Below are 24,344 nucleotides of genomic sequence, written 5' to 3' on the forward strand. Positions count from 1 at the left end.
TGCCACCATGGGGACCATGTGCGGGCGTTTCGCGGTGACCACCGATCCGGCGCTGCTGGCCGAGAAGATCAAGGCGATCGACGAGGCCACCTCCCAGATGAAGGACGCCGTGTCGCCGAACTACTCCGCCAATTACAACGTGGCGCCCACGACGACCGTCGCCACCGTCGTCAAGCGGCACACCGATCCCGACGACGAGTCCACCCGCCGTGTGCGGCTGATGCGGTGGGGATTGGTTCCGCCGTGGGTCAAGGCCACCGACACCGGCACTCCCGAGACCAAGGGGCCGCTGCTGATCAACGCCCGCTCCGACAAGGTCACCAGCTCGCCGGCGTTCCGCAGCTCCGCCAAGGCCAAACGCTGCCTGGTGCCGATGGACGGTTGGTACGAGTGGCAGGGCGCCAAGGGCGCCAAGACGCCGTTCTACATGCACGCCACGGACGGTGAGCCGCTGTTCATGGCGGGCCTGTGGTCGTCGTGGCGGCCGAAAGACGCCCCGAAGGACGCCCCACCGCTGTTGAGCTGCACGATCATCACCACCGATGCGGCCGGCCCGCTGGCCGAGATCCACGACCGCATGCCGCTGACGATCAGCGCCGAGGACTGGGACCACTGGCTCGACCCGGACGCCCCGATCGACGAGGGGCTGCTGCGTGGTCACGGCGACCTGGACCGGATCGCGATCCGCGAGGTGTCGCGTCTGGTCAACAGCGTGCGCAACAACGGGCCCGAGTTGATCGAGCCCGTCGAGCCGCAGGCCGAGCAGGGCATGTTGCTGTGAGCCGCCCGCTGTCGGACCCATCGGTGCTCGACACCCTGGCTGCCGATCTCGCGGCCGCGCAGTACACCACCGACGGGGTGGGGGAGCTGCTCGGCGCCGACGCCGGTGGTGCGTTCAGCAGGGGCCTGTGGTGGTCGGCACTGCGCGCCACCGAGCGGACGTCCGCCGATGCGCAACCGTTGGCGACGCTGGTGCGGCTGTTCCTGCTCGGCGCTGACGAACCGCGTGACCGCGTCGCGGCGGCATTCCCGAGGACGGGCGTCGATGCGCTGATCGCCGCCGGAGTCGTGCAGCCTGCCGGCCCGGACTCCGTCGCTGCCGTGCTGGACATCCGGCCGCACAGCGACGGGGCACGTGACTTCCTCGTCGTGTCCGACCAGGACGCGGCGCTGCGCCCCGGCCCGGTGCGCCACGACCACGTCCTCGGCATCGGCGGTGCGTCGATCTCGTTGGCGCATGCGGTGATTCGCTCGCACGCCGGCCGGGCGCTCGACGTCGGCACCGGCTGCGGCATCCAGGCGCTGCACCTGGCGGGGCACTGCGACGAGGTCGTCGCCACCGACACCAACGACCGTGCCCTGGCGTTGGCGGCCGCGACGGCTCGCCTGAACGGGATGTCCTGGGATCTGCGGTCCGGCAGCCTGTTCGACCCGGTCGCGGGGGAGCGGTTCGACCTGATCGTGTCCAACCCGCCGTTCGTGGTCGGGGTGGGAGATCTCGACTACATCTACCGAGACTCGGGAATGGTCGGAGACGCCCTGTGCGAGACCATGATTCGCCAGGTCGGTGAGCATCTGGAACCGGGCGGCACCGCGCAGATCATGGCCAACTGGATCGTGCGTGACGGGCAGGACTGGCGCGAACGGGTGCAGGGCTGGCTCGACGGCAGCGGGCTGCACGCGTGGGTGGTGCAACGCGAATTCGCGGACCCGATCAGCTACGTCTCACTGTGGACCTCCGACGCCGGAGAGCTGCCCGAGGACGCCGCCCGGCGCGGCGGGCGATGGCTGGACTGGTTCGACGCCGAGGGCATCGCCGGAGTGGGCATGGGCATGGTCGTGGTGCGCACACCACGCCGCGGCGAGGGTCGCGTGCCCGAGCAGATCCTCGAGGAGATCACCGGCGCCGACGAACAGCTGACCGGCCCCGAGGTCGAGGCGTTCTTCGCCCGGCGTGACTACCTGCACCACACCAGCGACGACCAGCTGCTCGCCACCCGGCTGAGCACTGCGCCCGTGTTCCTCGACGAACAATCGCTGCCGGGGCCCGACGGCTGGCAGACCGTCGGCGCCGCCGTTCGCCGCCCCGGCGGGCCGGGAGCCGTCATCGGCGTCGACGAGGTGTCCCGCGCACTGTTCGCGGGCTGCCGGGGGGAGGTGCCGCTCGGCATGCTGGTCGAACTGCTGGCCGCCCACCACGGCGTCGACGCCGACGCGCTGGCCACCGCCGCGATGCCCGTCGTCCGGGAAGCGATCGGCCGCGGAATCCTCTACGAAGCGCGGTAGGTGGCGCTGACGACGACGTAGGGCGACGTGACGGTGACGGCGCCCGACGGTGCGGCGTGCAGCCGCAGCGCCGCGGCGAATGCGTCGGCGAGGTCCTGCCGCGCGGACCCGGCGCGCTCGAACGTCGCCACGTGCATGGGCGAACCGGTCTGCAACCACTGCAGTCCGTCGTCGACCGACGGGAACTCCCACCGGTGTTTGCCGTGGTCGAAGGCGACCTCGTCGAATTGCGCGAGCCGCTGCGCGACAACGCGCTCGTCGCCCCACTGGTCAGGGGTGTACGGTGCCGGCGCGGGCGCGCCCAGGACCTCGACGACCGGGTCGAACAGCGGATTGCTCTCACCGCGGACCCATGCCGAAAATGCAAGCACCCCAGCAGGTTTGAGAAGCCGGGCGATCTCGGCGAGCTGCCGCTGCGGGTCGACGAAGATGATTCCCATGTTGGACACCGCGACGTCGAAGGACGACGGCGCGAGCCCGGTGTCGGCGGCGTCGCCGACCGTCCACGTGATCTCGGGAGCCCGCTGCGCGGCGAGGTCGATCAGCTCGGGCGTGACGTCGACGCCGGTGACGTGCGCACCCGCCGCGGCGGCCGCCCGCGCGGCGCTGCCGGTGCCGCACGCGAGATCGACCACCTCAGCCCCAGCCAAGGAGCGTCGGCGCCCGGCCGCGTCGACCACGCGAGAAGCGATGTGCGCGATGCGGTCACCCACGGTGTTGTAACGGCCCCCGGCCCAGATCGACGAAGACATGGCGACCAGCGTGCCACGATGGGGGAATGAGCGAGTTCGCGGTCCAAGCGCCCGAGCTGGCGAGGCCGATCACGTTCGACCAGTTCTGGGCCGACCTCACGTTCGTGCACTGGCCCGTCGATCCCGACAGCGTCGCGCGGTTCTTCCCGCCCGGCACCCGGCCCGATGTCATCGACGGCGTGACCTACGTGGGCCTGGTGCCGTTCGTGATGCGGAACCTCCGGCTGGGCAGCGCAGTGCGGCTGCCGTACTTCGGCACGTTCGCCGAGACCAACGTCCGGCTCTACTCCGTCGACGACGCCGGTCGGCACGGAGTGCTGTTCCGCTCGTTGGAGACCGAACGGCTGGCGGCGGTGGCGGCGAGCCGTGCGGCACTGGGCATCCCGTACACGTGGGCCAAGATGCGGGTGACCCGCGACGGTGCCGGCATCCGATACCGCAGTGTCCGGCGCTGGCCGCAGCGGGGATTGCGCTCCGAGGTGACCGTGCGTATCGGGGTGCGCGTCGAGCCGACGCCGCTGGAGGTGTGGCTGACCGCGCGGTGGGGCGCGCACACCCGCAAAGCAGGCCGCACATGGTGGCTGCCCAACGAGCACGCGACGTGGCCGCTGCGCAGCGCTGAGATCGACGGTCTGGCAGACGAACTGGTGGCCGCGGCGGGCGTGGCCACCGCGGGACCGCAGCTGCGGCCGCTGTATTCGCCCGGTGTGCACGCGCGATTCGGCCGCCCGTCGCGGGTTACCTGAGTCGCGAAAGTGCAGTCACCGTAGCTTCGAGCGTCCCGCGGCTACCGTGAGTGCACCCTCGCGGCACGCGTATCAGGGTTGGGTGTAGCCGGGCGGGTTCGCCGAATCCACCCAGAAGTCCACGCCGAGATCGGAACCGGGCACGCAGTCGTACGCCGACAGATCGGTGACGCCGGATTCCAGCAGCACGTCCTCGCACAGCAGCGTGTTGCCCGTGTAACTCGACGGCTTGGTCAACACCGCGTACGCCGCGTCGGAGTACACCTCGGGCTTGCGTGAGCGCTTCATGGATTCCTCGCCGCCGAGGAGGTTCTGCACCGCAGCGGTGGCCACCATCGTGCGCGGCCACAGCGTGTTCGAGGCGATGCCCGTCTCCCGCATCTCCTCGGCGATACCCAACGCGCACAACGTCATGCCGAACTTCGCCATCATGTACGGCGTCGGCGTGAGCCACTTGGGCTCCAGCAGCACCGGCGGGGACAGCGTCAAAATGTGCGGGTTCTCCCGGCCCTTCATGTGCGGAATACAGGCTTGGGACACCGCATAGGTGCCGCGGACCTGGATGCCGTTCATCAGATCGAACCGCTTGAGCGGGACGTCCTCGATCGAACCCAGGTTGATGGCCGAGGCGTTGTTGACGCAGATGTCGATGCCGCCGAACTGCTCGACCGCGGCCGCAACGGCGGCGGCCACGGAGTTGCCGTCGCGGACGTCACCGACGATCGGCAACGCCTGGCCGCCCACCTCTTCGATCTCCTTGGCCGCGGTGTAGATGGTGCCCGGCAGTTTCGGGTGCGGCTCAGCGGTCTTGGCGACCAACGCGATGTTGGCGCCGTCGGAGGCGACCCGTTTGGCGATCGCCAGACCGATACCACGGCTGGCTCCGGAGATGAACATCGTTTTTCCCGCAAGTGACATGGGCATCACCCTAGAGCGCGGTGATCTCGGCGGTGACCGCGTTGGTCAGGCGGATCAGATCCCGTGGATCGAGCGCGACGTCGAGACCCCTCTTGCCTGCGCTGCACAGCACCTGGTCCCAGCGCAGCGCCGAGGAGTCCACCACCGTCGGCAGTGGTCTGCGCTGCCCCAGCGGGGAGATCCCACCCAGCACGTATCCGGTCGAGCGTTGCGCCGCGGCCGGGTCCGCCATGGTGGCCTTCGCAGCGCCCAGCGCGGCCGCGGTCGCCTTCAGCGACAGCTTCGACGGCACCGGCAGCACCGCGACGCCCAGGCCCTTCGGCAGCGCCACCACCAGCGTCTTGAAGATCTGCTCGGCGACCACCCCGTCGCGCGCGAGCTCGTCGACCGCCTCGTCGCCGAAGGCTTCAGTGCGGGGATCGTGCCGGTAAGCCAGCACGGTGTGGGACACGCCGTCCGCCACCAGGGCTGCGATCGCCGGTGTCGCTGCGCGGGCCACCGGCACAGCGTACGGCGGGCTCGAGGCGTATCCGGGAACACCTCCGCCGCTGCCACTGTTGTCTCGAAAAGCTGCTGATGTTGCGGTCAGCAGGAGGAAATACGTCAGTCCCGACCTCTAGGATCGTCAGAAGGGGATACATGGTGCCAACGTTGGCCGTAGAGGCTCCGTTGCGTCTGGTGCGTCTGCCGGACCGCCTCGATGGTGCCGCAACAGAAGGGACGGTGTTCCTGAGAATGACTGACACCGACGGGTCGGCCGCCGAGGCCACCCTGGATCCAGACACGAAGCCCGCCGCCGAAGAAACCGACGCCGAGCTGACCGCCCGCTTCGAACGGGACGCCATTCCGCTGCTCGACCAGCTCTATGGCGGCGCACTGCGCATGACACGCAATCCCGCCGACGCCGAGGACCTGCTGCAGGAAACGATGGTCAAGGCCTACGCCGGGTTCCGCTCCTTCCGGGCGGGCACCAACCTCAAGGCGTGGCTCTACCGCATCCTGACCAACACCTACATCAACAGCTATCGCAAGAAGCAGCGCCAGCCGGCGGAGTATCCGACCGAGGAGATTACCGACTGGCAACTTGCGGCCAACGCCGAACACACGTCGACGGGGCTGCGGTCCGCCGAGGTGGAGGCGATGGAAATGCTGCCCGACAATGAGATCAAGGAAGCCCTGCAGGCGCTGCCCGAAGAATTCCGGATGGCCGTCTACTACGCCGACGTGGAGGGTTTCCCGTACAAGGAGATCGCCGAGATCATGGATACGCCGATAGGGACGGTGATGTCGCGGCTGCACCGCGGCAGGCGCCAACTGCGCGAGTTGCTGGCCGACGTGGCCCGCGACCGCGGCTTCATCCGGGGCCAGCAGGCCGAAGCCACCCAGGAGGTCACGTCATGAGCGGCACGCAGGGCGCACCCGACGAGGATCGCTGGACCCCGCCGATCGGCCCGATCGATCCCGAGCATCCCGAATGTGCCGCGGTGATCGCCGAGGTCTGGACACTGCTCGACGGGGAGTGCACTGTCGAGACCCGCGACCGCCTGCGTCACCACCTGGAGGAATGCCCGACGTGCCTTCGGCACTACGGCATCGAGGAACGGGTCAAGAACCTGATCGCCACCAAGTGCAGCGGTGAGCGGGCCCCGGAGAGCCTGCGGGAGCGGCTGCGCATCCAGATCAGCCAGACCACGATCATCCGCGGAGGCTGATCGGGCGCCGATCCAACCTGCCCCACCAACGACGAACCGCCCGGCTCCGATGAGGAGTCCGGGCGGTTCGTCGTTGCTCAGACGATCAGCGCACTGACTTCGACCCGCAGTTGGGTCGCTTGCCGTGATTGGCCTTGCTGTGCTTCCGATCGCGCTTCTTACGGCCCCGCTTGGCCATGATCTACCTCCGAATTACTCGACTGATTGCAGCCATTGTCTCACGGGCCGGTTGGTGCTCTGTCCACAGCCGGGTGTGGTTCGATAGACCCGACAAGACGCCGGTGGATGAGTGGGGTTGGAAGATGGCCGAGGACGTTCGCGCGGAAATCGTGGCCAGTGTGCTCGAGGTCGTGGTCAGCGAGGGCGATCAGATCGGTGAAGGCGACACGCTGGTGCTGCTCGAGTCGATGAAGATGGAGATCCCCGTGCTCGCCGAGGTCGCCGGTACGGTCAGCAAGGTCAGCGTCTCCGTCGGCGACGTCATCCAGGCCGGCGATCTCATCGCCGTCATCAGCTAGCCCAGCGACCGCACAGCAGGCGCATGTCCACCCTCGGTGATCTGCTCGCCGAGCACACGATCCTGCCCGGCACCGCCGTCGACCACCTGCACGCCGTCGTCGGCGAGTGGCAACTGTTGGCCGATCTGTCGTTCGCCGACTTCCTGATGTGGGTGCGTCGCGATGACGGCCGCGTGGTGTGCGTCGCTCAGGTCCGGCCCAATACCGCGCCCACCGTGCTGCTGGCCGATGCGGTCGGCACCATCGCCGAGGCTTCGACGGTGCCGATCATCGCGACGGCGTTCGATTCCGGCGCCATCGGGCGCTCCACGATCGACGGGCCCGACGGTGGGCCCGGGTTGAACGTCGAAGCCGTCCCGGTCCGCCACGGCTCCCACGTCGTCGCCGTCCTGACCCACCAGACCTCGCTGGCGCCACGGCAGGCCAGCCCGCTGGAGGCCGCCTACGTCGACTGTGCGGCGGACCTGCTGCTGATGCTGTCGGAAGGAACCTTTCCCAACGTCGGCGATCTCGCCATGTCGCGATCGAGTCCGCGCGTCGGCGACGGCTTCATCCGGCTCGACAAGGCCGGGGTCGTCACGTTCGCCAGTCCGAACGCGATCTCGGCGTATCACCGCATGGGGCTGAGCGCCGAACTCGAGGGGCACAACCTCGTCGCGGTCACCCGACCGCTGATCTCCGATCCGTTCGAGGCGCAGGAACTGGCCAACCATGTGCGCGACTCCCTGGCCGGCGGTTCCAGCATGCGGATGGAGGTCGACGCCGGCGGCGCGGCCGTGCTGCTGCGCACGTTGCCGCTGTTGGCACACGGCGACGCGGTGGGGGCCGCGGTGCTGATCCGGGACGTCACCGAGGTCAAACGCCGCGACAGGGCCCTGCTGTCCAAGGACGCCACGATCCGGGAGATCCATCACCGGGTGAAGAACAACCTGCAGACGGTGGCCGCCCTGCTGCGGCTGCAGGCGCGACGCACCACCAACGCCGAGGGGCGAGAGGCACTCATCGAGTCGGTCCGCCGGGTGTCGTCCATCGCTCTGGTGCACGACGCGCTGTCGATGTCGGTCGACGAAGAGGTGAACCTCGACCAGGTCATCGACCGCATCCTGCCGATCATGAACGATGTCGCCACTGTGGATTCGCCGATCCGGATCAACCGGGAAGGCGATCTCGGAGTCCTGGACGCCGACCGTGCGACGGCGCTGATCATGGTGATCACCGAGCTCGTACAGAACGCCATCGAGCACGCATTCGACAGCACGACGGCCGCCGGGTGCGTGACGATCCGGTCGGAGCGGTCGGCGCGCTGGCTCGACGTGGTCGTCCACGACGACGGCCGCGGACTGCCCGCTGGCTTCAGCCTCGAGAAGTCCGACCGGCTCGGTCTGCAGATTGTCAGAACCCTGGTGTCAGCCGAACTCGACGGATCGCTGGGGATGCACGACGTGCCCGACGGCGGAACAGACGTGGTGTTGCGGGTGCCGATCGGGCGGCGAGCACGCACGAGCCAATTCTGAAATAGCCCGGATTGTGGCTCAGACTGCCATTCCGTCGTTCGCAATGCGGATAGCTGGCGTGTAATTCATTTCACACAGCAACGGCCCCGACTTTCGTCGGGGCCGTCGGCAGAAGTGCGCGTCGGAGAATCAGACTCCGGAGCGAGCCTTCGTGCGAGCGTTGCGGCGCTTCAGAGCGCGGCGCTCGTCTTCGCTCATGCCGCCCCACACGCCGGCGTCCTGGCCGGAGTCCAAAGCCCAGCTCAGGCACTCCGCGGTCACCGGGCAGCGGTTGCACACGAGCTTCGCGTCAGCGATCTGGGCGAGGGCCGGTCCGCTGTTCCTCACCGGGAAGAACAGTTCCGGATCCTCGTCGCGACAGACCGCCTTGTGGCGCCAATCCATGTGTTCTACTCCTTATCGTGTGCGCAGCGAAGCGCACGAGCTTTTCCTTCGACTGTTAACGCAAGCGCTCCAAATGTTTCTGCGCTGTTGCATCCGATGCTTTCACAGGCTGAACAGATGTCAATAGCAGTTCGTTAACACGTGGGCTATCTCACTACGTTGGACCGTTTTCCGGCCCTCCACTCCGTTGTACTACTCTTAACCCACCTGCGCCCATGAGCGGCCCTGTGAAGTGGCTCCCAATGTGCTCCGGTGCAGGTCAGAGCTGTCAGGAGGCGGCGGGCGCGGCTGGTGCGACCACGGCGAGAGCGTCCGGTACCGCGGTGAACGTCATCTTTTCGCGCTCTCCGATGAAATCCCCGTCGATCTGACACGCGACCGGACCGTCACTGGTCACCGTCAGCCCGGGCAGGTCGTCGTCGCGCACCAGATGCTTGGCCGTCAACCGCGGCTTCTTCGACAACATCTGCCGAACCAGGCGCAGGTTGGCCCACACGTTCATGCTGGTGGTCGCGAACACGCCGAGCCCGGTCTCGAAGGTGGTGTCCGGATTCGTCCACACCGGGCGGGCATTGGCGTAGGTCCACGGGCTGGAGTTCGACACGAACGCGAAGTGCACACCGCTGATCGGGTCGCGGTCGGGCAGGTGCAGCGTCAGCGTGGGCTCCTCTCGCGCGCTGGCGAGCACCTCCCGGATCGCGACCCGGATGTAGCGCGCCGCTGTCACCTTGCGGCCTTTGGCCCGCTGTTCCTCGACCGCCGCCACCACGGCGCCGTCGACACCCATACCGGCGGTGAACACCCCCCAGCGCTCGTCGCAGTCCATCAGGCCGATCCGCCGCCACCGGCGGGTCCTCCGGTACTCCGAGAGCAGGTCGACGAGCTGGTTGGTGGCCTCGAGCGGATCAGGACTGATGCCCAGGGCGCGCGCGAACACGTTGGCCGATCCGCCGGGCACGACGCCGACGGCGGGCCCGCGGTTGGTCGGCCCCAGCTCGCCGAGGATGCCGTTGACCACCTCGTTCACCGTGCCGTCGCCGCCGTGCACGATCACCACGTCGACGCCGCCGCGGGCCGCTTCGGCCGCGATCTCGATCGCGTGTCCACGGTGGTCGGTGTGCGCGACGGACAGCGTGGTCCGGCTCTCCAACGCGTGGGCGAGGAGGTCGCGGCCCGCCGGCGTGGTCGACGTCGCATTCGGGTTCACGATCAGCACAGCACGCACGAGCGCTGAGCCTATCCGTGCCCATCGGTCGGCTGTGAACGCGCTGCGCGCTGTGAGCCGGTGCCGGGGCCCGGTGGCGGTACCGTACCTGCGTGACCGCACGTCGACTGCTGCTGCTCAACGGGCCGAACCTGAACCTGCTGGGCACCCGGCAGCCCGAGGTCTACGGATCGACGACGCTGGCCCAGATCGAGGCGAGAGTCAGCGAGGTGGCCGCCGAACACGATCTGTCGGTGCGGGCGATCCAGAGCAACCACGAGGGCGAACTCGTCGACGCCATCCAGGCGGCCCGCGAGGACTGTGCGGCGATCGTGATCAACCCGGCGGCCTACAGCCACACCTCGGTGGCGATCGCCGACGCCCTGCGCTCGGTCGCGTTGCCGGTCGCCGAAGTGCATCTGAGCAACATCCACGCGCGGGAACAGTTCCGGCACCACTCCTATGTGTCAGCCGTCGCGGAGATGGTGGTGGCCGGTGCCGGACCGCTCGGTTACGAGATGGCGGTCCGCTATCTGGCGGACAGGCTCGCGCCGTGACGCCCGCACCGGTGCGCATCGCCGGCGTGATCGCCGGGGTGCAGGGCGCGCTCGCGCTGGTGATGGCCGTCGTCCTGGTCGTGCGGGAAGCCGCAGGCCACCATGAGGATGCGATCAGCGGCTACGGCACCGCGGTGTGGTTCACGGTCATGGGCTCGGCCGTCGCGGCCGCAGGCTGGGCTCTGGTGACCGGCCGGCGGTGGGGGCGTGGCATCGCGGTGTTCGCCAACCTCGTCCTGCTGGGCGTGGCCTGGTACGTGTTCAGCTCCGGCCGACTGGGCTACGCGGTCGCCGTGGCGGCCGCGTCCATCGCCGTGCTGGCGCTGCTGTTCAGCCCCGCCGGACTCGCCTGGTTCACTCAGGCGGATTCGGATGCGAGCGCGGACAATTCGGGGCCCGACACCCGGTAGGTGATCCATTCGGTCTGCGGCCGGCCGCCCACTGCGTCGTAGAGCGCGATCGCGTTGGTGTTCCAGTCGAGCACCGCCCAGGTGAGCCGGGTGTAGCCGTTGTCGACGCACTCGCGTGCCAGCGCCGCCAACAGTCGGCGGGCCAACCCCCGCCGGCGGAACGCCGGACGGACGAACAGGTCCTCGAGGTAGACGCCGGCCACGCCGTCCCAGGTGGAGAAGTTACGGAACCACAGCGCACCGCCCGCGGCCTGCCCGTCGACCTCGACCAGCAGGCCGTAGACCACCGGATTCTCGCCGAAGAGCGCGTCCCGCAGCTGGGCTTCGGTGACGGTGCACTCCGCCGACGCCCGCTCGAACTCCGCCAGTTCGTGGATCATCGCGGTCAACTCGGCCTCGTCGCCCGGCCGCACCGGTCGGATCTCGGTGTCGGTCTCAGTCATCGCGCACTCCCAACGCCGCCAGTATCGTTTTGAATTTCGTTGTCGTCTCGGCCAATTCGTCGTCAGGATCGGATTCGGCGACGATGCCGCCGCCCGAGTGTGCCACTGCCGAGCGGCGATCGGCGGACAGCTGCGCGCAGCGGATCGACACCACCCAGCAGCCGTCGCCGCGCTGATCGCACCAGCCCACCGCCCCGGCGTAGAACCCTCGGTCGCCTTCGAGTTCGGTGATCAGTTCCGTCGCCGCGGCCGTCGGGGAGCCGCCGACGGCCGGGGTCGGATGCAGGGCGACCGCGAGGTCGAGGGCCGTCGTCGACGCCTGTCGCAGGCGGCCGGAGATCGGGGTGTAGAGGTGCCACACCGCGGCGGTCTTGGTCAGCTGTGGTTGCTCGGCGATCTGCAGGTCCGTGCACAGCGGGGCCAGCGCCTCGCGCAACGCATCCACCACGAGGCGGTGCTCATGCCTGTTCTTGGCCGAATCTGCCAACGCTGCACCGCTTTTCGCGTCAGCATCAGGATCGGCGAGCCGCGGCGCCGAGCCCGCGAAAGGCCGGCACGTGACCTGCTGACCGCGCCGGGCCACCAGAAGTTCGGGGCTCGCGCCGATCAGCGCCGTGCCGGAGTGGCCCTCGCCGGCCGCCGACAGATCGACGAGGAACTTGGTGGCCTGGGCGTCGTTGCCGGCGAGCCGGTGCAGCAGTGTCCGGGCGTCGAGCGGTCCGTCGGCGGTCACCGTCACCGCGCGCGCGAGCACCACCTTGTGCAATGCCGTCGCCGGATCCGCGAGCCGCGCCACGGCGAGTGCGACACGGCGCCGGTGCTCCGCGCCATCGGGCGTCGTCGCGGTGATGCGCGTCGCCGGGAGTTCGCGCAACGGCCACGAGGGCAGATCCGGTGTGAAGCGGATCGTCTGGGGCCGGATCAACGCCGCCGGCTGGCTCAGGTCGAACGGCACCGCCCCGACGATGATCGGCGCGCTGTGCGAGGCGAGCGCGGCGCGCGCGTCGGCGATCCGGGGGAACGCGGTGTGCACGCCATCGGCGACCACCACCTCGCCGGGGCCGGCGAGGACGAACGTCGGCTCACGGGTCACGTGGACACGGCCGGGTCGGGACGACCGGTCAGGCCGAGCGCGCTGAGCTGACGCACCCCGTGTTCGAAGCCGCACACCGCAATCGACACGGCCGGCATCGCGAAGCGGATGCCCTCGTAGACGGGCTGCTCGATCCAGCGGGTGATCACCGCGCGCGAGAAGTGGCCGTGGCCGACGAACACCACGTCGCGTGTCTCCATGTGCCCGAGCGCCACCGCGATCGCGCGGTCGGCGCGCTCGCAGACCGCCGCGGTGGTCTCGCCGCCGGGGCAACCGTGCGTCCACACCAGCCAGTTGGGCACCGCCTTGCGGATCTCTTCGGTGGTCGTGCCCTCGTAGTCGCCGTAGTCCCACTCGCTGATCAGCGGGTTGACCTCGTCGATGTGCAGGCCCGCGAGTTCTGCGGTGGTCCGCGCACGCACCCGCGGGCTGCTGATCACGAAAGGGTTCTGCAGTCGCAGCGAGGCGACGGTCTCGGCGGCGGCCGCGGCCTGCGCACGCCCGTGCTCTGTGAGCTCGAGCTCGGTGCGTCCGGTGTGCTTTCCGGATTTCGACCATTCGGTCTCGCCGTGGCGAAGCAGGATCAGCCGGTGTTCGAGAAGTGCCACAGTGTCCGATTCTGCCGCACGGCCCCATTTCCGCCGCATGCGCAGCACCACCGAACGGCGCGGTCGGGGCAGGCCGTGCCAAGATGGGTGCTGTGACGCGGGTATTGGCGGTCGCCAATCAAAAGGGTGGGGTCGCCAAAACGACGACGGTGGCCTCGCTGGGTGCGGCGATGGTGGAGATGGGCAAGCGAGTGCTGCTCGTCGACCTCGATCCGCAGGGCTGTCTGACGTTCTCGTTGGGGCAGGACCCCGACAAGCTCGCGGTCTCGGTGCACGAGGTGCTCCTCGGCGACGTCGAGCCCGACGCCGCGCTGGTCGACACCGCGGAGGGGATGACGCTGCTGCCGGCCAACATCGACCTCGCCGGTGCGGAGGCCATGCTGTTGATGCGGGCCGGCCGCGAATACGCGCTCAAGCGGGCGCTCGCCAAGCTCAGCGACCGTTTCGACGTGGTGATCATCGATTGCCCGCCGTCGCTGGGCGTGCTGACGCTCAACGGACTGACCGCGGCTGACGAGGTCGTGGTGCCGCTGCAGTGCGAGACGCTCGCGCATCGCGGCGTGGGTCAGTTCCTGCGCACCATCAACGACGTGCAGCAGATCACCAACGCCGATCTGAAGCTGCTCGGCGCGCTGCCCACGCTCTACGACGCCCGCACCACGCACAGCCGGGACGTGCTGTTCGACGTCGCCGACCGCTACGGGTTGCCCGTGCTCGCGCCGCCGATCCCGCGCACCGTGCGATTCGCCGAGGCCAGCGCGTCGGGGTCCTCGGTGCTGACGGGCCGCAAGAACAAGGGCGCGGTCGCCTACCGGGAGTTCGCCGAGTCGCTGATCAAGCACTGGAAGAACGGCAAGTCTCTGGCGACCTTCACCCCGGAGGTCTAGTTGTCTGGTCGGGCTCCTCAACGCGGCTCGTTCCTCGCCGCTTGATCGTCGCCCTCCTAGCCGGCGAGGCCGACGAGCTCGCCCCCCCGCTGCTCCACGAGCATCGCTCCCGCCACGGCCGGCACCACCGGCCCACGGACCGGCGGCCGCTGCAGGGCGATGTGGCGCTCTCCGGCGCCGCTCACGGGATCGAAGACGTCGTAGCCGGTGGTGACCGGCACCAGCAGACGGCCGGCCATGATGGTCGCCGGCCCCACCGGCTTGTTCGGGCCTGACGCGCCGACGGTGAAGCGGTAGCGAAACCCGTTGGCGGAGAACACCATCACCGAGTCTCCGGTCCACCACGTGATCAGATCCCCGACGCGCGACATCGTCGCGTCGGGCGACGGTGCGCCGGGCACCACGGTGCTGTCGACGGTCGCGCCGGTCTCGTCGACGATGTCCAGCCGGGGCTTCGGGGTGGGCACGTAGAGCGCCGTCGTCGTGTCCGACACCGCCACCACCCGCGCACCGGTGCCGTCGGCGACACCCTTCTGCGGTACGTACTTCAGCTCGGGGGTGTCCTCTTCGTCGGACGGCCGCAGCAGTGTCAGCCGCAGATCCGGCTTGTCGGGGCACGCTTCGAGCACCGACACCGCCGACGAACTGGCCGCGGCCGAGGTGAATCGGCACCGCGGCGACGCCGGCTTGCCGGGGTTCAGCGGCGCATCGAGTGCGCCGTAGCTGAGCATCCGCACCATGTCCGAACGCCACATCTCCAGCCGGGTGTCCCCGGCGGACAGCACCGTGGTGCCGTCGCCGGACAGTGTCACCTGCTTGTCGGCGTAGCTGGTCCGGCTGGGGCCGCGCATCCCGGTGCGGGCGTCCACGGTGCTGACCTGCCCGCATCCCCGCACGTCGGGGTAGACGGCCACCGCGTAGTTGTAGACCCACGTGACCCCGCACAGGTCGAGGTCACGGGCGTAGCTCCACACGGTGTTGCCGGTGGCCGGGTCTCGGCCCTCCATGGTGCGGCCGTCGCCGGTGACCACCGCGCCGGCGACGACGAGCGGTTGACCGGTCCTGGCGCTGGGCGCAGTCCACACCTGGCGCAGTGTCTGCGGGACCGCGGTGGCGGGGGTGAGGGTGGGCACCGGTACCGCCGCGGGCTTGCTGATCGTGGCCCGGGCGTCACTGGTCCACCAGATGACCGCTGCGGCGAGCGCGACGACGGCGGCGATCGCCACCGCCGCCACCACATCTGCCCGGGTGCGGCGCTCGGGTCTGACCATGTGGCGCTAGTTGGCGGCCGCGGCCTTGTTCGGCCGGCGCCGACGGCGACGCCGCGGAGCGCGGGTGGCCTCGCCCGCGTCGCCTGCCGGTGCGTCGGCTTCCGCGCCCGCCGACTGCTCAGCCGTCTCGGGGTGGGACCCGACGGGCTCGCCGCCGCGGGTACGACGCCGGCTGCGGTTGCGGGCCGGCCGCTCGGTGCGCTCACGGGGCTCGCGGGCCTCGCGAGCGGGCTTGTCGCTGCTGCGGGTCGGCTTGCCGATCGAGCCGCCGGCATCGGTCGGGATGTTCAGCTCTTCGTACAGGTGCGGTGAGCTCGAGTAGGTCTCGGCGGGATCGGGAGTCTCCAGACCGAGCGCCTTGTCGATCATCGACCAGCGGGGAAGCTCGTCCCAGTCCACCAGCGTCACGGCGATACCGGTCTTGCCGGCGCGGCCGGTGCGACCGATGCGGTGCACGTACGCCTGCTCGTCCTCGGGGATCTGGAAGTTGATGACGTGGGTGATGTCATCGATGTCGATACCGCGCGCGGCGACATCGGTCGCGACGAGCACGTCGACGTCGCCGGTGCGGAACGACTTGAGAGCCTTCTCGCGGGCGCCCTGGCCGAGGTCACCGTGCACGGCGCCGACCTTGAAGCCGCGCTCGGCGAGTTCGTCGGCGACCTTCTGAGCGGTGCGCTTGGTGCGGGTGAAGATCATCGTCGCGCCGCGGCCGTCGGCCTGCAGGATGCGGCTGACCATCTCGACCTTGTCCAGCGCGTGCGCCCGGTAGGCGAATTGCTCGGTGGTGTCGTGGGTGGCCGAGCCCTGAACGCCCTCGGCACGGATGTGCGTCGGCTGCGTCATGAACGTGCGGGCCAGCGTGATGATCGGGTCCGGCATCGTGGCCGAGAAGAGCATTGCCTGACGCTGCGCGGGGAGCTGCTTGAGGATGCGCTCGATGTCGGGCAGGAAGCCGAGGTCGAGCATCTCGTCGGCCTCGTCGAGGACGAGCGTGGACAGACCGCCGAGCTGCAGGTGACCCTGCTGCGCGAGGTCGAGCAGCCGGCCCGGGGTTCCGACGACGACGTCGACACCCTTCTGCAGCGCCTCGATCTGCGGCTCGTACGGGCGGCCGCCGTAGATCGCGGTCACGGTCAGCTTGCGCGACTCGTCCGCCCGGAGGTACTTGGACGCGCCGACGAGGTCTTCGTAGACCTGGATGCACAGCTCACGGGTGGGGACGACGACCAGGGCCCGGGGGATGCCGGTCAGCGGCCGCTCGGTGTCGGTGGTGATCCGATGCAGCAGCGGCACGCCGAAGGCGAACGTCTTGCCCATGCCGGTGCGGGCCTGGCCGATCAGATCGTCACCGGCCAGCGCCAGCGGAAGCGTCAGCTCCTGGATCGCGAAGGCGTGTTCGATGCCGTTCTCGGCGAGGGCGCGCACGATCTCGTCGCGCACCCCCAGCTCGGCGAACGTCGGAGTGGGATGCGGGGTAACGGGTGTCATAGAGGGAGAGACCTTTCACTTGTCATCTCATGCGTTTCCACGCGCGCACGAGTTGAGAAGTGAACTTCGCTGCGACCCAGCATCATCGGGGCCGGCCTGCGGTAACTCGGACTGTGCACGCACATTGCGACGGTGCCTGCGGCGTGTCACACGCCAGCCCTGACCTGGATCGATCGGTCGGCCGATCCGCCGACACCGGGTTCCATGCTAGCTGGTCGGCCGGTGCTCAGTCACATTCCACGCTGCGGTCTACAGTTGCAGCCATGACTTCCACGCCGCCGGCGGCCTCTGCATCTGCCCCTGCAGCGCAGCCCAGTGCCGCGGCCGCGGCACTGCCCGCCGACCATCCCGGCGTCGTCGAATTGTTCGCTCTGCTGGCATACGGCGAGGTCGCGGCGTTCTACCGGCTGACCGAGGAAGCGCGGATGGCGCCCAACCTGCGGGGCCGGATCAACATGGCCAGCATGGCCGCCGCGGAGATGAACCACTACGAGGTGCTCCGCGACGAGCTGGAGCGCCGCGGGGTCGACGTGGTGCCGGCGATGACGCGCTACGCCTCCGCCCTGGAGAACTACCACCGCCTGACCACCCCGAGCACCTGGCTGGAAGCGCTGGTCAAGACCTACGTCGGCGATGCGCTGGCCGCCGACTTCTATCTCGAGATCGCGGACGCGATGCCCGGCGCGGTCGCCGACGTCGTCCGGTCCGTGCTGTCGGAGACCGGCCACTCGCAGTTCGTGGTGGCCGAGGTGCGGTCAGCCGTGACGGCCAGCGACCGGCAGCGCCACCGACTGGCGTTGTGGTCGCGGCGGCTCCTCGGGGAGGCGATCACGCAAGCCCAGTACGTGATGGCCGACCACGACGAGCTCGTCGACCTGGTGATGTCGGCCGGCGGGCTGTCGCAGATCACCGAGTTCTTCGATCGGCTGCAGCAGACACACAGCACCCGGATGCAGGAGCTGGGCCTGGCCTGAGGAAGGTCAGCGGGTGCAGTTGGTGATGATCGAGTTGCCGTTCTGCGCTGCGATCACCGCGCCGTTGGCGTCGAGCACTTCGCAGTTCAGCTGACCGGTGACGCTCGTTCCCGTCACCGAGCTCAGCGTCACGCCGGGGTCCAGCGTGATCGTCTTGGACCAGGGCAGTGCGACGTTGACGTCGGTCTGCAGCGCGCCCTGTGCGTCGGTGTAGATGACGGTGACCAGGTCGAGCAGACCCTTGGTTCCGGTGATGCGGTAGGTCACCGTGCCGGGGACGGCTGACGCCGGCGGGGGAGCGGCCTGCGGTGCGGGCAGCAGCGGCGCAGCAGGTGCGGGCGCCGGTACCTGGGCGGTCGGGGCCGGCGTCGGCGAGATCGTGGTGACCGTCTCGGCGGGCAGCGACGGCTGGACGGGAGGTGCGGGTGCCGCCGCGCGCGGCGTGGCCGACGGCTCGGGGGCCGACGTGGTGCTCGGATCCTTGGACGCGACCGTCGCCGACACCGAACCGCTGTCCCCGCCGCCGAGGATCATGCTGGCCATGATCACCGCGATGAACAGGACGGCGCCGGCCACCCCGGCGATCCACATCCAGCGCCGGTCGATGCGCGCCTCGTCGAGGTAGTCCTCGTAGTCGGCGTCGTAATCCTCGTCGTAGTCGGCCCGGTAGTCCTCGTCGGCGTCGCGCGGATAGACGTCGGTGTCGAGGTCGGTCACGTCCGAGTCGCCGTAGCGGTCATAGCGGCTGCGTCCGCGCGAGCCGCGGATGCGCTCGGTCGGCGTCAGGGCGTACGGCGATTGTGCGGTGTATGGCCTGTTCATCCCAGCTGTCCCAGTCGTTGCTTTCGGCTATGCGGGCCGATGCTACGAACACTGCAGTGACGGATGGGGCTGGCGCGCCTGCTGTGGCGGTCACGGTCGGGACTCGGTTCGGTCGCTGCGCCGTTGCACACCGTCGCTGTCCACACCGCCGCCCGCAGATGCCGCGTTCGCTGACCGCGTAGGTCCCGGGCACGCACGCCCCCGACGTTGTCCACTAGCCTCCAGGGGAGAGTTTCGACGACAGAAGGGTTCCACTGTGGAGGTCAAGATCGGTGTCACCGACAGCCCGCGCGAGCTGATCATCAACAGCGCGCAGACGCCGGCCGAGGTGGAGAAACTGGTCACCGACGCGCTGGAGGCGGGCTCGGGCGTGCTGGCCCTCACCGACGAGAAGGGCCGGCGCTACCTGGTGCAGGCGGCTCGCATCGCCTACGTCGAGATCGGTGCCGCCGATGCGCGCCGGGTCGGGTTCGGTGTGGGCGCCGTGGGTGCCGAGGTGACACGGACCGCCGGCTGACGCCGGCAGGTCCTCAGGAGCGCGTCAGCGGGACGTGCGACAGCCCGCCCCAGATGAACGCGACGGTGCCCTCGACCGCATCGTCCTTGGCGATCGGCCGCTCGTTGTTGAGCCAGTAGCGCGCCGAGTCGACGCTGATGCTGACCAGGCCGACAGCGATCATCCGAGCACGGTGCGGCTCGAGTCCGGAATCGTGGCTGATGAGGTCGAACACCGCGTCGGTGCACGCTTCGGTGGCCACCTTCACCTGGGCCGCCACCTGCGGCTCGGTGACGTAGTCGTTCTCGAAGATCAGCCGGTAGCCCTGGCTGTCGTGCTCGATGAAATCGAAGAACGCCTCGACCGCGGCACGCACCCGCTGCCTGTTGTCGGTGGTGGTGCGCAGCGCCTGCCGCACACCGGAGACCAGGTTGTCGACGTGACGCTGGAGCACCGCCAGGTACAGCTCCACCTTCGAGGTGAAGTGTTGGTACAGCACAGGTTTGCTGACGCCCGCCCGCTCGGCGATCTCGTCCATGCCTGCCGCGTGGTAGCCACGGTCGACGAAAACTTCGCTCGCTGCGATCAACAGCTGCCCGCGACGCTCGTCGCGGGGCAGGCGATTGCCACGTTTGGCTGCGCCGGCGCTGGACGGCCCCGTACTGCTGGCCGGCTGCCCACCGCGCCGCTGCGCCGTTCGGGCGAGTTCGCTCATCAGACCCTCGAGTTCTACTGCCGGCGAATGTGCCGTCGTGCGTTCGGTTCCGCCGACATTACTACCGTGAGCTGCTCTCAGTCGGGAGGACATCGACCCGGCGGCAGGCGCGCCGAAGGCGCCTGTCAGGCAACCTGTGTCATCCTGTGTCGGTGACCTACGACCCGGGGCATCGCGGGAACGGTCGCGCTCCCGTGCTCCGCGACGAATGGCGCGAACCGCTGCGCGCGCAGCGCGATCCGCTGGCCGAAGACTCCGGACGGTCCCGATCCAACCGCGACGACCACCAGCGCTGGCGCAAGCAGACCTGGCTCGGACGGTTCGTGTCCACCTACGGCTGGCGCGCCTATGCGCTACCCCTGCTCGTCGTACTGACGGCCGTCGTCATCTACCAGACGATCACCGGCGCCACCGTCGCTCCGCCGGTGGCCGAGGGCGAAGGGCCGGTGCAGGGCCCGCCGACCATCGGCATGGCCAGCACCGCGATCATCGGTGCCCCGCCCAAGGGGCTGACCCAATTCGACGCCAACCTGCCGACCGGCATCCTGCCCGAGGGCGGCCCGTTCACCGAGGCCGGCGCGCGCACCTGGCACGTCGTCCCCGGCACCACCCCGCAGGTGGGTCAGGGCACCGACAAGGTGTTCAGCTACACCGTCGAGGTCGAGGACGGCGTCGACACCACGTCCTTCGGCGGAGACGACGGCTTCGCCCGGATGGTCAGCGAAACGCTGGCCAATCCGAAGAGCTGGACCCACAATCCGCAATTCGGGTTCGTCCGCGTCGACGACACCTCCGGGGTGCAGCCGGACTTCCGGGTGTCGCTCACCTCACCCATGACCGTCCGCGAAGGCTGCGGGTACGACATCCAGCTCGAAGCGTCCTGCTACAACCCGGCCTACGACGGTCAGCCGCGTGTGTTCATCAACGAGGCGCGCTGGGTCCGCGGCGCGGTGCCGTTCCAGGGCGACATCGGTTCCTACCGGCAGTACGTCATCAATCACGAGGTCGGTCACGCGATCGGTTATCCCCGTCACGAGCAGTGCGCGGTCAGCGGCGAGCTGGCGCCGGTCATGATGCAGCAGACCTTCTCGACCAGCAACAACGACGCCGCGCGCTTCGACCCAGGTACCGTCACCCCGGACGGGAAGACCTGCCGGTTCAACCCGTGGCCCTATCCGATCGCCTGACCGGTTCTCCGGGGCCATCCGGGAAGGGTCGGGCCCTCGTTGCTGTTGCACCCTCATACCTGTTGAGATGGGTGTCGTAAGCCAACCAAGGAGAGTCCGGTGTCCTCACCGCTGCCACCGCTGGTCGAGCCAGCCGCTGAACTGACCCGCGACGAGGTCGCCCGCTACAGCCGTCACCTGATCATTCCCGACCTCGGCCTGGACGGGCAGAAGCGGCTGAAGAATGCCCGGGTGCTGGTGATCGGTGCCGGCGGCCTCGGCTCGCCGACACTGCTCTACCTCGCGGCCGCCGGAGTCGGCACGATCGGCATCGTCGAGTTCGACGTCGTCGACGAGTCCAACCTGCAGCGCCAGATCATCCACGGCCAGTCCGACATCGGCCGCTCCAAGGCCGAGAGCGCCAAGGACTCGATCCTCGAGGTGAACCCGCTCGTCGAGGTGATCCTGCACGAGGTCCGGCTCGAGCCGGAGAACGCGGTCGAGATCTTCAGCGATTACGACCTCATCCTCGACGGCACCGACAACTTCGCGACCCGTTACCTGGTCAACGACGCCGCCGTGCTGGCGGGGAAGCCGTACGTGTGGGGGTCGATCTACCGCTTCGAAGGCCAGGTGTCGGTGTTCTGGGAGGACGCGCCCGACGGTTTGGGCCTGAACTATCGCGACCTGTACCCCGAGCCCCCGCCGCCGGGAATGGTCCCGTCGTGCGCCGAGGGCGGCGTGCTGGGCATCCTGTGCGCCTCGATCGCCTCGGTGATGGGTACCGAAGCGATCAAGCTGATCACCGGCATCGGTGAGCCGCTGCTGGGCCGGCTGATGGTGTACGACGCGCTGGACATGACGTACCGGACGATCAAGATCCGCAAGGATCCGGCGACTCCGAAGATCACCGAGCTGATCGACTACGAGGAGTTCTGCGGCGTGGTCTCCGAGGCCGCGGCCGAGGCTGCTGCCGAATCGACGATCACCCCACGCGAGCTGGCCGAGCTGCTGGACTCGGGGAAGTCGTTGGCGCTGATCGATGTTCGCGAACCCGTGGAGTGGGACATCAACCACATCGATGGTGCGCAGCTGATCCCCAAGGGCGCCTTTGAATCCGGGGAGGCGTTGTCGAAGCTGACCGTCGACCGCACGCCGGTGTTCTACTGCAAGACCGGGGTGCGCTCCGCGGAGGTCCTGGCGATCGTCAAGAAGGCCGGCTTCTCCGACGCGATGCACGTCCAGGGTGGAATCGTGGCGTGGGGTAAGCAACTCGAACCCGACATGGTGATGTACTAACGCGGGGTTGGCGGCCGCGGCAATTACGCTGATGCGGTGACCTTCGAGCGCCCACCCGAGCATGTCCTCACGGCCTTCGGGCTGTCCGGAGTGCAGCCGGTGCCGCTCGGTTCCAGCTGGGAGGGTGGCTGGCGCTGCGGTGAGGTCGTGCTGTCGATGGTGGCCGACCACGCCCGCGCGGCCTGGTCGGCGAAGGTGCGGGAGACGTTGTTCGTCGACGGCATCCGGCTGGCGCGGCCCGTGCGCTCCACCGACGGGCGCTACGTCGTCGCCGGGTGGCGCGCCGACACCTACGTCGCAGGCACCCCGGAGCCACGTCACGACGAGGTGGTCTCGGCTGCTGTCCGGCTGCACGAGGCCACCGCGACGTTGGAGCGGCCGCGGTTCCTGACGCAGCCGCCGGTGGCGCCCTGGGCGGACGTGGACGTCTTCATCGCCGCCGACCGCGCAGCGTGGGAGGAACGTCCCCTGCACTCGCTGCCGCCGGGCGCCCGGGTGGCCCCCGGAACCGCGGACGGGCAGAAGTCGGTCGACCTGATCAACCAGCTGGCCGCGCTGCGCAGGCCGACGAAGAGCCCGAGTCAGCTGGTGCACGGGGATCTGTACGGCACAGTGCTTTTCGCGGGTACCGCGGCCCCCGGCATCACCGACATCACGCCGTACTGGCGGCCGCCGGCCTGGGCGGCGGGGGTCGTGGTGGTCGACGCGCTGGCGTGGGGAGAGGCCGACGACGCTCTTGTCGAGCGGTGGGAGGCCCTGCCGGAGTGGCCGCAGATGTTGTTGCGAGCCTTGCTGTTCCGCCTCGCCGTGCACGCCCTGCATCCGCGGTCGACGGCGGCGGCCTTTCCGGGCCTGGCCCGGACGGCGGCTCTGGTTCGCCTGGCGGTCTGACGTACGGCGGGACCGCCCGTGGAATATCATTCCGGGTCGTGAAATCGCCCTGAGCGCAGCCGTGGTCTCTCACTGGGTGAGCTAGAAGGTGTGGCGATACTCCGCCAGCGCGATGCGACCGTCCTCGGCCAGCACGCCCTCGGCGCGTAACCGGGCGAGTTGGCGCGTCGCGAGGTGGGGCGCGGGGCGGCCGGAGGCCCGAATCACTCGGTGCCACGGCAGATCCGACGAATCGGTGCGCATGATCCAGGCCACGATGCGTGGACTGGACAGGTCGGCGGCCGCGGCGATGTCACCGTAGGTGGTCACCGAACCCGCCGGGACCGACGCCACGAGTGCGCGGACGGCCTCGACCTGCGCGTCGGTGATCGGCGCCACGTCAGCCGAGCAGGTCCGCGATCAGCGCCGCCGTCTCCGCAGGCTTGGCCAACGGCACCATGTGATCGCAATCCCACTCCAGCACAGTTAGATTCGGACCCAGGCCGGCGTCGAGCGCGGCGATCAACTCATCGGTGGCGTACGGCGGCTCGGTGCGCAGCGCACGCACCAGAACCGTCGGGGTGCCGTCGCGCGGAACGGGCACCGGCCGGGTCAGCTCACTCCAGTAGGCGAGCATCGCGGGAATGCTGATCCGCCAGCCGACACGCCCGTTCGGCAGATCCACCAGGTGCTCGTCGAGTTCGCGATCGAGTTCGGCCTGCTCGACCTCGCCCCACGAGCCGCCCGTCTTCTCGTCGCGGGCCTCGGCGCGGTCGGTGTAGTCGGGGGAGGCGAACATGTCGTCGGCGACTTCCCGCATCCACCGACCGTCGAGGGCCACGGCTGGATCGAGTAGAACCAGGCCGGACACCAGATCAGGCCGCGCCGCAGCCAGATTCAACGCCACCGCACCGCCGAACGAATGACCTGTCACCACGACCGGCGCACCGCCCTGGCTGTCGAGAAGCGCGGCGAGGGCGCTCACGTTCGCCTCGATCGACCAGGGCGCGTCCCAGGACGAGCGGCCGTGCCCGAGCAGGTCGGGGGCCAGGGCCGGCACGTCGGGAAGGTGCCGATCGAACAGCGTCTCCCACCGCTTGCCGTGGCCGGTGAGGCCGTGGATCGCCAGCACCCGGGCGGGCGACGACGGTCCGAATCGATAGGTGCACAACAGTTCGGTCACCCCACGATGCTGCCATCGCCGCCGG

General features: G+C 69.2%; 30 protein-coding genes. 15 read left to right on the forward strand and 15 right to left on the reverse strand.

Annotation, left to right across the window (positions count from 1 at the left end; genetic code table 11):
* Window positions 1–16 precede the first annotated feature (16 nt).
* Together ACZ50N_RS07445 and ACZ50N_RS07450 are read left to right on the forward strand one after the other, a co-directional pair.
* Window positions 17–781 carry an SOS response-associated peptidase gene (locus ACZ50N_RS07445; protein WP_464475039.1) on the forward strand — a complete coding sequence of 255 codons (765 nt, stop codon included), beginning with the start codon at window positions 17–19 and terminating at the stop codon, window positions 779–781.
* On the forward strand, window positions 778–2,286 hold the full coding sequence (locus ACZ50N_RS07450; RefSeq protein WP_464475040.1) for a DUF7782 domain-containing protein: 1,509 nt from the start codon (window positions 778–780) through the stop codon (window positions 2,284–2,286). The genes ACZ50N_RS07445 and ACZ50N_RS07450 overlap by 4 nt, the downstream gene beginning before the upstream one ends.
* Here ACZ50N_RS07450 and ACZ50N_RS07455 read toward each other — a convergent pair.
* The gene (locus ACZ50N_RS07455; RefSeq protein WP_464475041.1) at window positions 2,271–3,038 is read right to left on the reverse strand and encodes a class I SAM-dependent methyltransferase; all 768 of its coding nucleotides are present in this window, start codon (window positions 3,036–3,038) and stop codon (window positions 2,271–2,273) included. The two genes, ACZ50N_RS07450 and ACZ50N_RS07455, sit on opposite strands and share 16 nt — an antisense overlap.
* 26 nt (window positions 3,039–3,064) lie before the next feature.
* Here ACZ50N_RS07455 and ACZ50N_RS07460 point away from each other — a divergent pair, with 26 nt between their 5' ends.
* Window positions 3,065–3,784, forward strand: coding sequence for a YqjF family protein (locus ACZ50N_RS07460; protein ID WP_464475042.1), 720 nt, complete (start codon window positions 3,065–3,067; stop codon window positions 3,782–3,784).
* 72 nt (window positions 3,785–3,856) lie between these two features.
* Here the strand turns inward: ACZ50N_RS07460 and ACZ50N_RS07465 are convergent, their stop codons facing one another.
* The gene (locus ACZ50N_RS07465) at window positions 3,857–4,702 is read right to left on the reverse strand and encodes an SDR family oxidoreductase (protein ID WP_464475043.1); all 846 of its coding nucleotides are present in this window, start codon (window positions 4,700–4,702) and stop codon (window positions 3,857–3,859) included.
* 10 nt (window positions 4,703–4,712) lie between these two features.
* Window positions 4,713–5,201: an aminoacyl-tRNA deacylase gene (locus ACZ50N_RS07470; RefSeq protein WP_464475044.1), complete on the reverse strand. Its 489-nt coding sequence runs from the start codon at window positions 5,199–5,201 to the stop codon at window positions 4,713–4,715.
* A 236-nt stretch (window positions 5,202–5,437) separates the two neighbouring features.
* Between ACZ50N_RS07470 and ACZ50N_RS07475 the strand changes: the two genes are divergently transcribed.
* Window positions 5,438–6,103: a sigma-70 family RNA polymerase sigma factor gene (locus ACZ50N_RS07475; protein ID WP_046364819.1), complete on the forward strand. Its 666-nt coding sequence runs from the start codon at window positions 5,438–5,440 to the stop codon at window positions 6,101–6,103.
* On the forward strand, window positions 6,100–6,414 hold the full coding sequence (gene rsrA, locus ACZ50N_RS07480; protein WP_046364818.1) for a mycothiol system anti-sigma-R factor: 315 nt from the start codon (window positions 6,100–6,102) through the stop codon (window positions 6,412–6,414). The genes ACZ50N_RS07475 and rsrA overlap by 4 nt, the downstream gene beginning before the upstream one ends.
* Before the next feature lie 85 nt (window positions 6,415–6,499).
* Here rsrA and ACZ50N_RS07485 read toward each other — a convergent pair whose 3' ends face one another.
* Window positions 6,500–6,592: a 50S ribosomal protein bL37 gene (locus tag ACZ50N_RS07485; RefSeq protein WP_104863173.1), complete on the reverse strand. Its 93-nt coding sequence runs from the start codon at window positions 6,590–6,592 to the stop codon at window positions 6,500–6,502.
* Window positions 6,593–6,716: 124 nt separating this feature from the next.
* Between ACZ50N_RS07485 and ACZ50N_RS07490 the strand changes: the two genes are divergently transcribed.
* Both ACZ50N_RS07490 and ACZ50N_RS07495 read left to right on the forward strand, forming a co-directional pair.
* Window positions 6,717–6,932: a biotin/lipoyl-binding carrier protein gene (locus ACZ50N_RS07490; protein WP_043414713.1), complete on the forward strand. Its 216-nt coding sequence runs from the start codon at window positions 6,717–6,719 to the stop codon at window positions 6,930–6,932.
* A 23-nt stretch (window positions 6,933–6,955) separates the two neighbouring features.
* Complete coding sequence (locus ACZ50N_RS07495) at window positions 6,956–8,446, forward strand: two-component system sensor histidine kinase PdtaS (RefSeq protein ID WP_046364817.1); 1,491 nt, start codon at window positions 6,956–6,958, stop codon at window positions 8,444–8,446.
* 129 nt (window positions 8,447–8,575) lie between these two features.
* Here ACZ50N_RS07495 and ACZ50N_RS07500 read toward each other — a convergent pair whose 3' ends face one another.
* Together ACZ50N_RS07500 and ACZ50N_RS07505 are read right to left on the reverse strand one after the other, a co-directional pair.
* Entirely contained in the window at window positions 8,576–8,830 is a 255-nt protein-coding gene (locus ACZ50N_RS07500) for a WhiB family transcriptional regulator (protein WP_464475045.1), read from the reverse strand.
* Window positions 8,831–9,098: 268 nt separating this feature from the next.
* Complete coding sequence (locus ACZ50N_RS07505) at window positions 9,099–10,055, reverse strand: diacylglycerol/lipid kinase family protein (protein ID WP_464475046.1); 957 nt, start codon at window positions 10,053–10,055, stop codon at window positions 9,099–9,101.
* 92 nt (window positions 10,056–10,147) lie between these two features.
* Between ACZ50N_RS07505 and aroQ the strand changes: the two genes are divergently transcribed.
* Both aroQ and ACZ50N_RS07515 read left to right on the forward strand, forming a co-directional pair.
* Window positions 10,148–10,591, forward strand: a complete 444-nt coding sequence (gene aroQ, locus ACZ50N_RS07510; RefSeq protein ID WP_046364814.1) for a type II 3-dehydroquinate dehydratase — start codon at window positions 10,148–10,150, stop codon at window positions 10,589–10,591.
* Complete coding sequence (locus tag ACZ50N_RS07515) at window positions 10,588–11,001, forward strand: hypothetical protein (protein ID WP_073683415.1); 414 nt, start codon at window positions 10,588–10,590, stop codon at window positions 10,999–11,001. Before aroQ ends, ACZ50N_RS07515 begins: the two co-directional genes overlap by 4 nt.
* On the opposite strand, the gene ACZ50N_RS07520 is transcribed toward ACZ50N_RS07515, so the two are convergent.
* From ACZ50N_RS07520 to ACZ50N_RS07530, 3 genes are read right to left on the reverse strand one after another with little or no spacing between them, the layout of a single operon-like run.
* On the reverse strand, window positions 10,950–11,444 hold the full coding sequence (locus ACZ50N_RS07520) for a GNAT family N-acetyltransferase (protein WP_464475047.1): 495 nt from the start codon (window positions 11,442–11,444) through the stop codon (window positions 10,950–10,952). The two genes, ACZ50N_RS07515 and ACZ50N_RS07520, sit on opposite strands and share 52 nt — an antisense overlap.
* Window positions 11,437–12,537: an isochorismate synthase gene (locus tag ACZ50N_RS07525; RefSeq protein ID WP_464475048.1), complete on the reverse strand. Its 1,101-nt coding sequence runs from the start codon at window positions 12,535–12,537 to the stop codon at window positions 11,437–11,439. The genes ACZ50N_RS07520 and ACZ50N_RS07525 overlap by 8 nt, the downstream gene beginning before the upstream one ends.
* Window positions 12,534–13,145, reverse strand: a complete 612-nt coding sequence (locus tag ACZ50N_RS07530; RefSeq protein WP_133413394.1) for an acid phosphatase — start codon at window positions 13,143–13,145, stop codon at window positions 12,534–12,536. Before ACZ50N_RS07530 ends, ACZ50N_RS07525 begins: the two co-directional genes overlap by 4 nt.
* An 83-nt stretch (window positions 13,146–13,228) precedes the next feature.
* Here ACZ50N_RS07530 and ACZ50N_RS07535 point away from each other — a divergent pair, with 83 nt between their 5' ends.
* Window positions 13,229–14,032: a ParA family protein gene (locus tag ACZ50N_RS07535; RefSeq protein ID WP_046364810.1), complete on the forward strand. Its 804-nt coding sequence runs from the start codon at window positions 13,229–13,231 to the stop codon at window positions 14,030–14,032.
* Window positions 14,033–14,088: 56 nt separating this feature from the next.
* On the opposite strand, the gene ACZ50N_RS07540 is transcribed toward ACZ50N_RS07535, so the two are convergent.
* Together ACZ50N_RS07540 and ACZ50N_RS07545 are read right to left on the reverse strand one after the other, a co-directional pair.
* A complete protein-coding gene (locus ACZ50N_RS07540; protein ID WP_464475049.1) occupies window positions 14,089–15,303 on the reverse strand; it encodes an Rv3212 family protein in 1,215 nt (404 codons plus the stop codon).
* Between the two features lie 6 nt (window positions 15,304–15,309).
* Window positions 15,310–16,794, reverse strand: a complete 1,485-nt coding sequence (locus ACZ50N_RS07545; RefSeq protein WP_133413392.1) for a DEAD/DEAH box helicase — start codon at window positions 16,792–16,794, stop codon at window positions 15,310–15,312.
* A 263-nt stretch (window positions 16,795–17,057) separates the two neighbouring features.
* Between ACZ50N_RS07545 and ACZ50N_RS07550 the strand changes: the two genes are divergently transcribed.
* Complete coding sequence (locus ACZ50N_RS07550) at window positions 17,058–17,768, forward strand: ferritin-like fold-containing protein (RefSeq protein ID WP_046366343.1); 711 nt, start codon at window positions 17,058–17,060, stop codon at window positions 17,766–17,768.
* 6 nt (window positions 17,769–17,774) lie between these two features.
* Here the strand turns inward: ACZ50N_RS07550 and ACZ50N_RS07555 are convergent, their stop codons facing one another.
* Window positions 17,775–18,590, reverse strand: coding sequence for a hypothetical protein (locus ACZ50N_RS07555; RefSeq protein WP_464475050.1), 816 nt, complete (start codon window positions 18,588–18,590; stop codon window positions 17,775–17,777).
* A gap of 256 nt (window positions 18,591–18,846) precedes the next feature.
* Here ACZ50N_RS07555 and ACZ50N_RS07560 point away from each other — a divergent pair, with 256 nt between their 5' ends.
* Complete coding sequence (locus ACZ50N_RS07560) at window positions 18,847–19,107, forward strand: DUF3107 domain-containing protein (RefSeq protein WP_046366341.1); 261 nt, start codon at window positions 18,847–18,849, stop codon at window positions 19,105–19,107.
* A 13-nt stretch (window positions 19,108–19,120) separates the two neighbouring features.
* Here ACZ50N_RS07560 and ACZ50N_RS07565 read toward each other — a convergent pair whose 3' ends face one another.
* Entirely contained in the window at window positions 19,121–19,801 is a 681-nt protein-coding gene (locus ACZ50N_RS07565) for an HTH-type transcriptional activator FasR (RefSeq protein ID WP_046366340.1), read from the reverse strand.
* Between the two features lie 152 nt (window positions 19,802–19,953).
* Here ACZ50N_RS07565 and ACZ50N_RS07570 point away from each other — a divergent pair, with 152 nt between their 5' ends.
* From ACZ50N_RS07570 to ACZ50N_RS07580, 3 genes are all read left to right on the forward strand, one after another.
* On the forward strand, window positions 19,954–20,988 hold the full coding sequence (locus ACZ50N_RS07570) for a DUF3152 domain-containing protein (protein ID WP_046366345.1): 1,035 nt from the start codon (window positions 19,954–19,956) through the stop codon (window positions 20,986–20,988).
* 99 nt (window positions 20,989–21,087) lie between these two features.
* On the forward strand, window positions 21,088–22,266 hold the full coding sequence (moeZ, locus tag ACZ50N_RS07575; RefSeq protein WP_073684114.1) for an adenylyltransferase/sulfurtransferase MoeZ: 1,179 nt from the start codon (window positions 21,088–21,090) through the stop codon (window positions 22,264–22,266).
* Window positions 22,267–22,302: 36 nt separating this feature from the next.
* Window positions 22,303–23,157 carry a TIGR02569 family protein gene (locus ACZ50N_RS07580; RefSeq protein ID WP_046366338.1) on the forward strand — a complete coding sequence of 285 codons (855 nt, stop codon included), beginning with the start codon at window positions 22,303–22,305 and terminating at the stop codon, window positions 23,155–23,157.
* An 81-nt stretch (window positions 23,158–23,238) separates the two neighbouring features.
* On the opposite strand, the gene ACZ50N_RS07585 is transcribed toward ACZ50N_RS07580, so the two are convergent.
* Together ACZ50N_RS07585 and ACZ50N_RS07590 are read right to left on the reverse strand one after the other, a co-directional pair.
* Window positions 23,239–23,535, reverse strand: a complete 297-nt coding sequence (locus ACZ50N_RS07585; RefSeq protein WP_073684115.1) for an MGMT family protein — start codon at window positions 23,533–23,535, stop codon at window positions 23,239–23,241.
* A gap of 1 nt (window position 23,536) precedes the next feature.
* Complete coding sequence (locus ACZ50N_RS07590) at window positions 23,537–24,319, reverse strand: alpha/beta hydrolase (RefSeq protein WP_073684116.1); 783 nt, start codon at window positions 24,317–24,319, stop codon at window positions 23,537–23,539.
* Window positions 24,320–24,344: the final 25 nt, after the last annotated feature.

It is taken from the genome of Mycolicibacterium obuense (assembly GCF_055397605.1).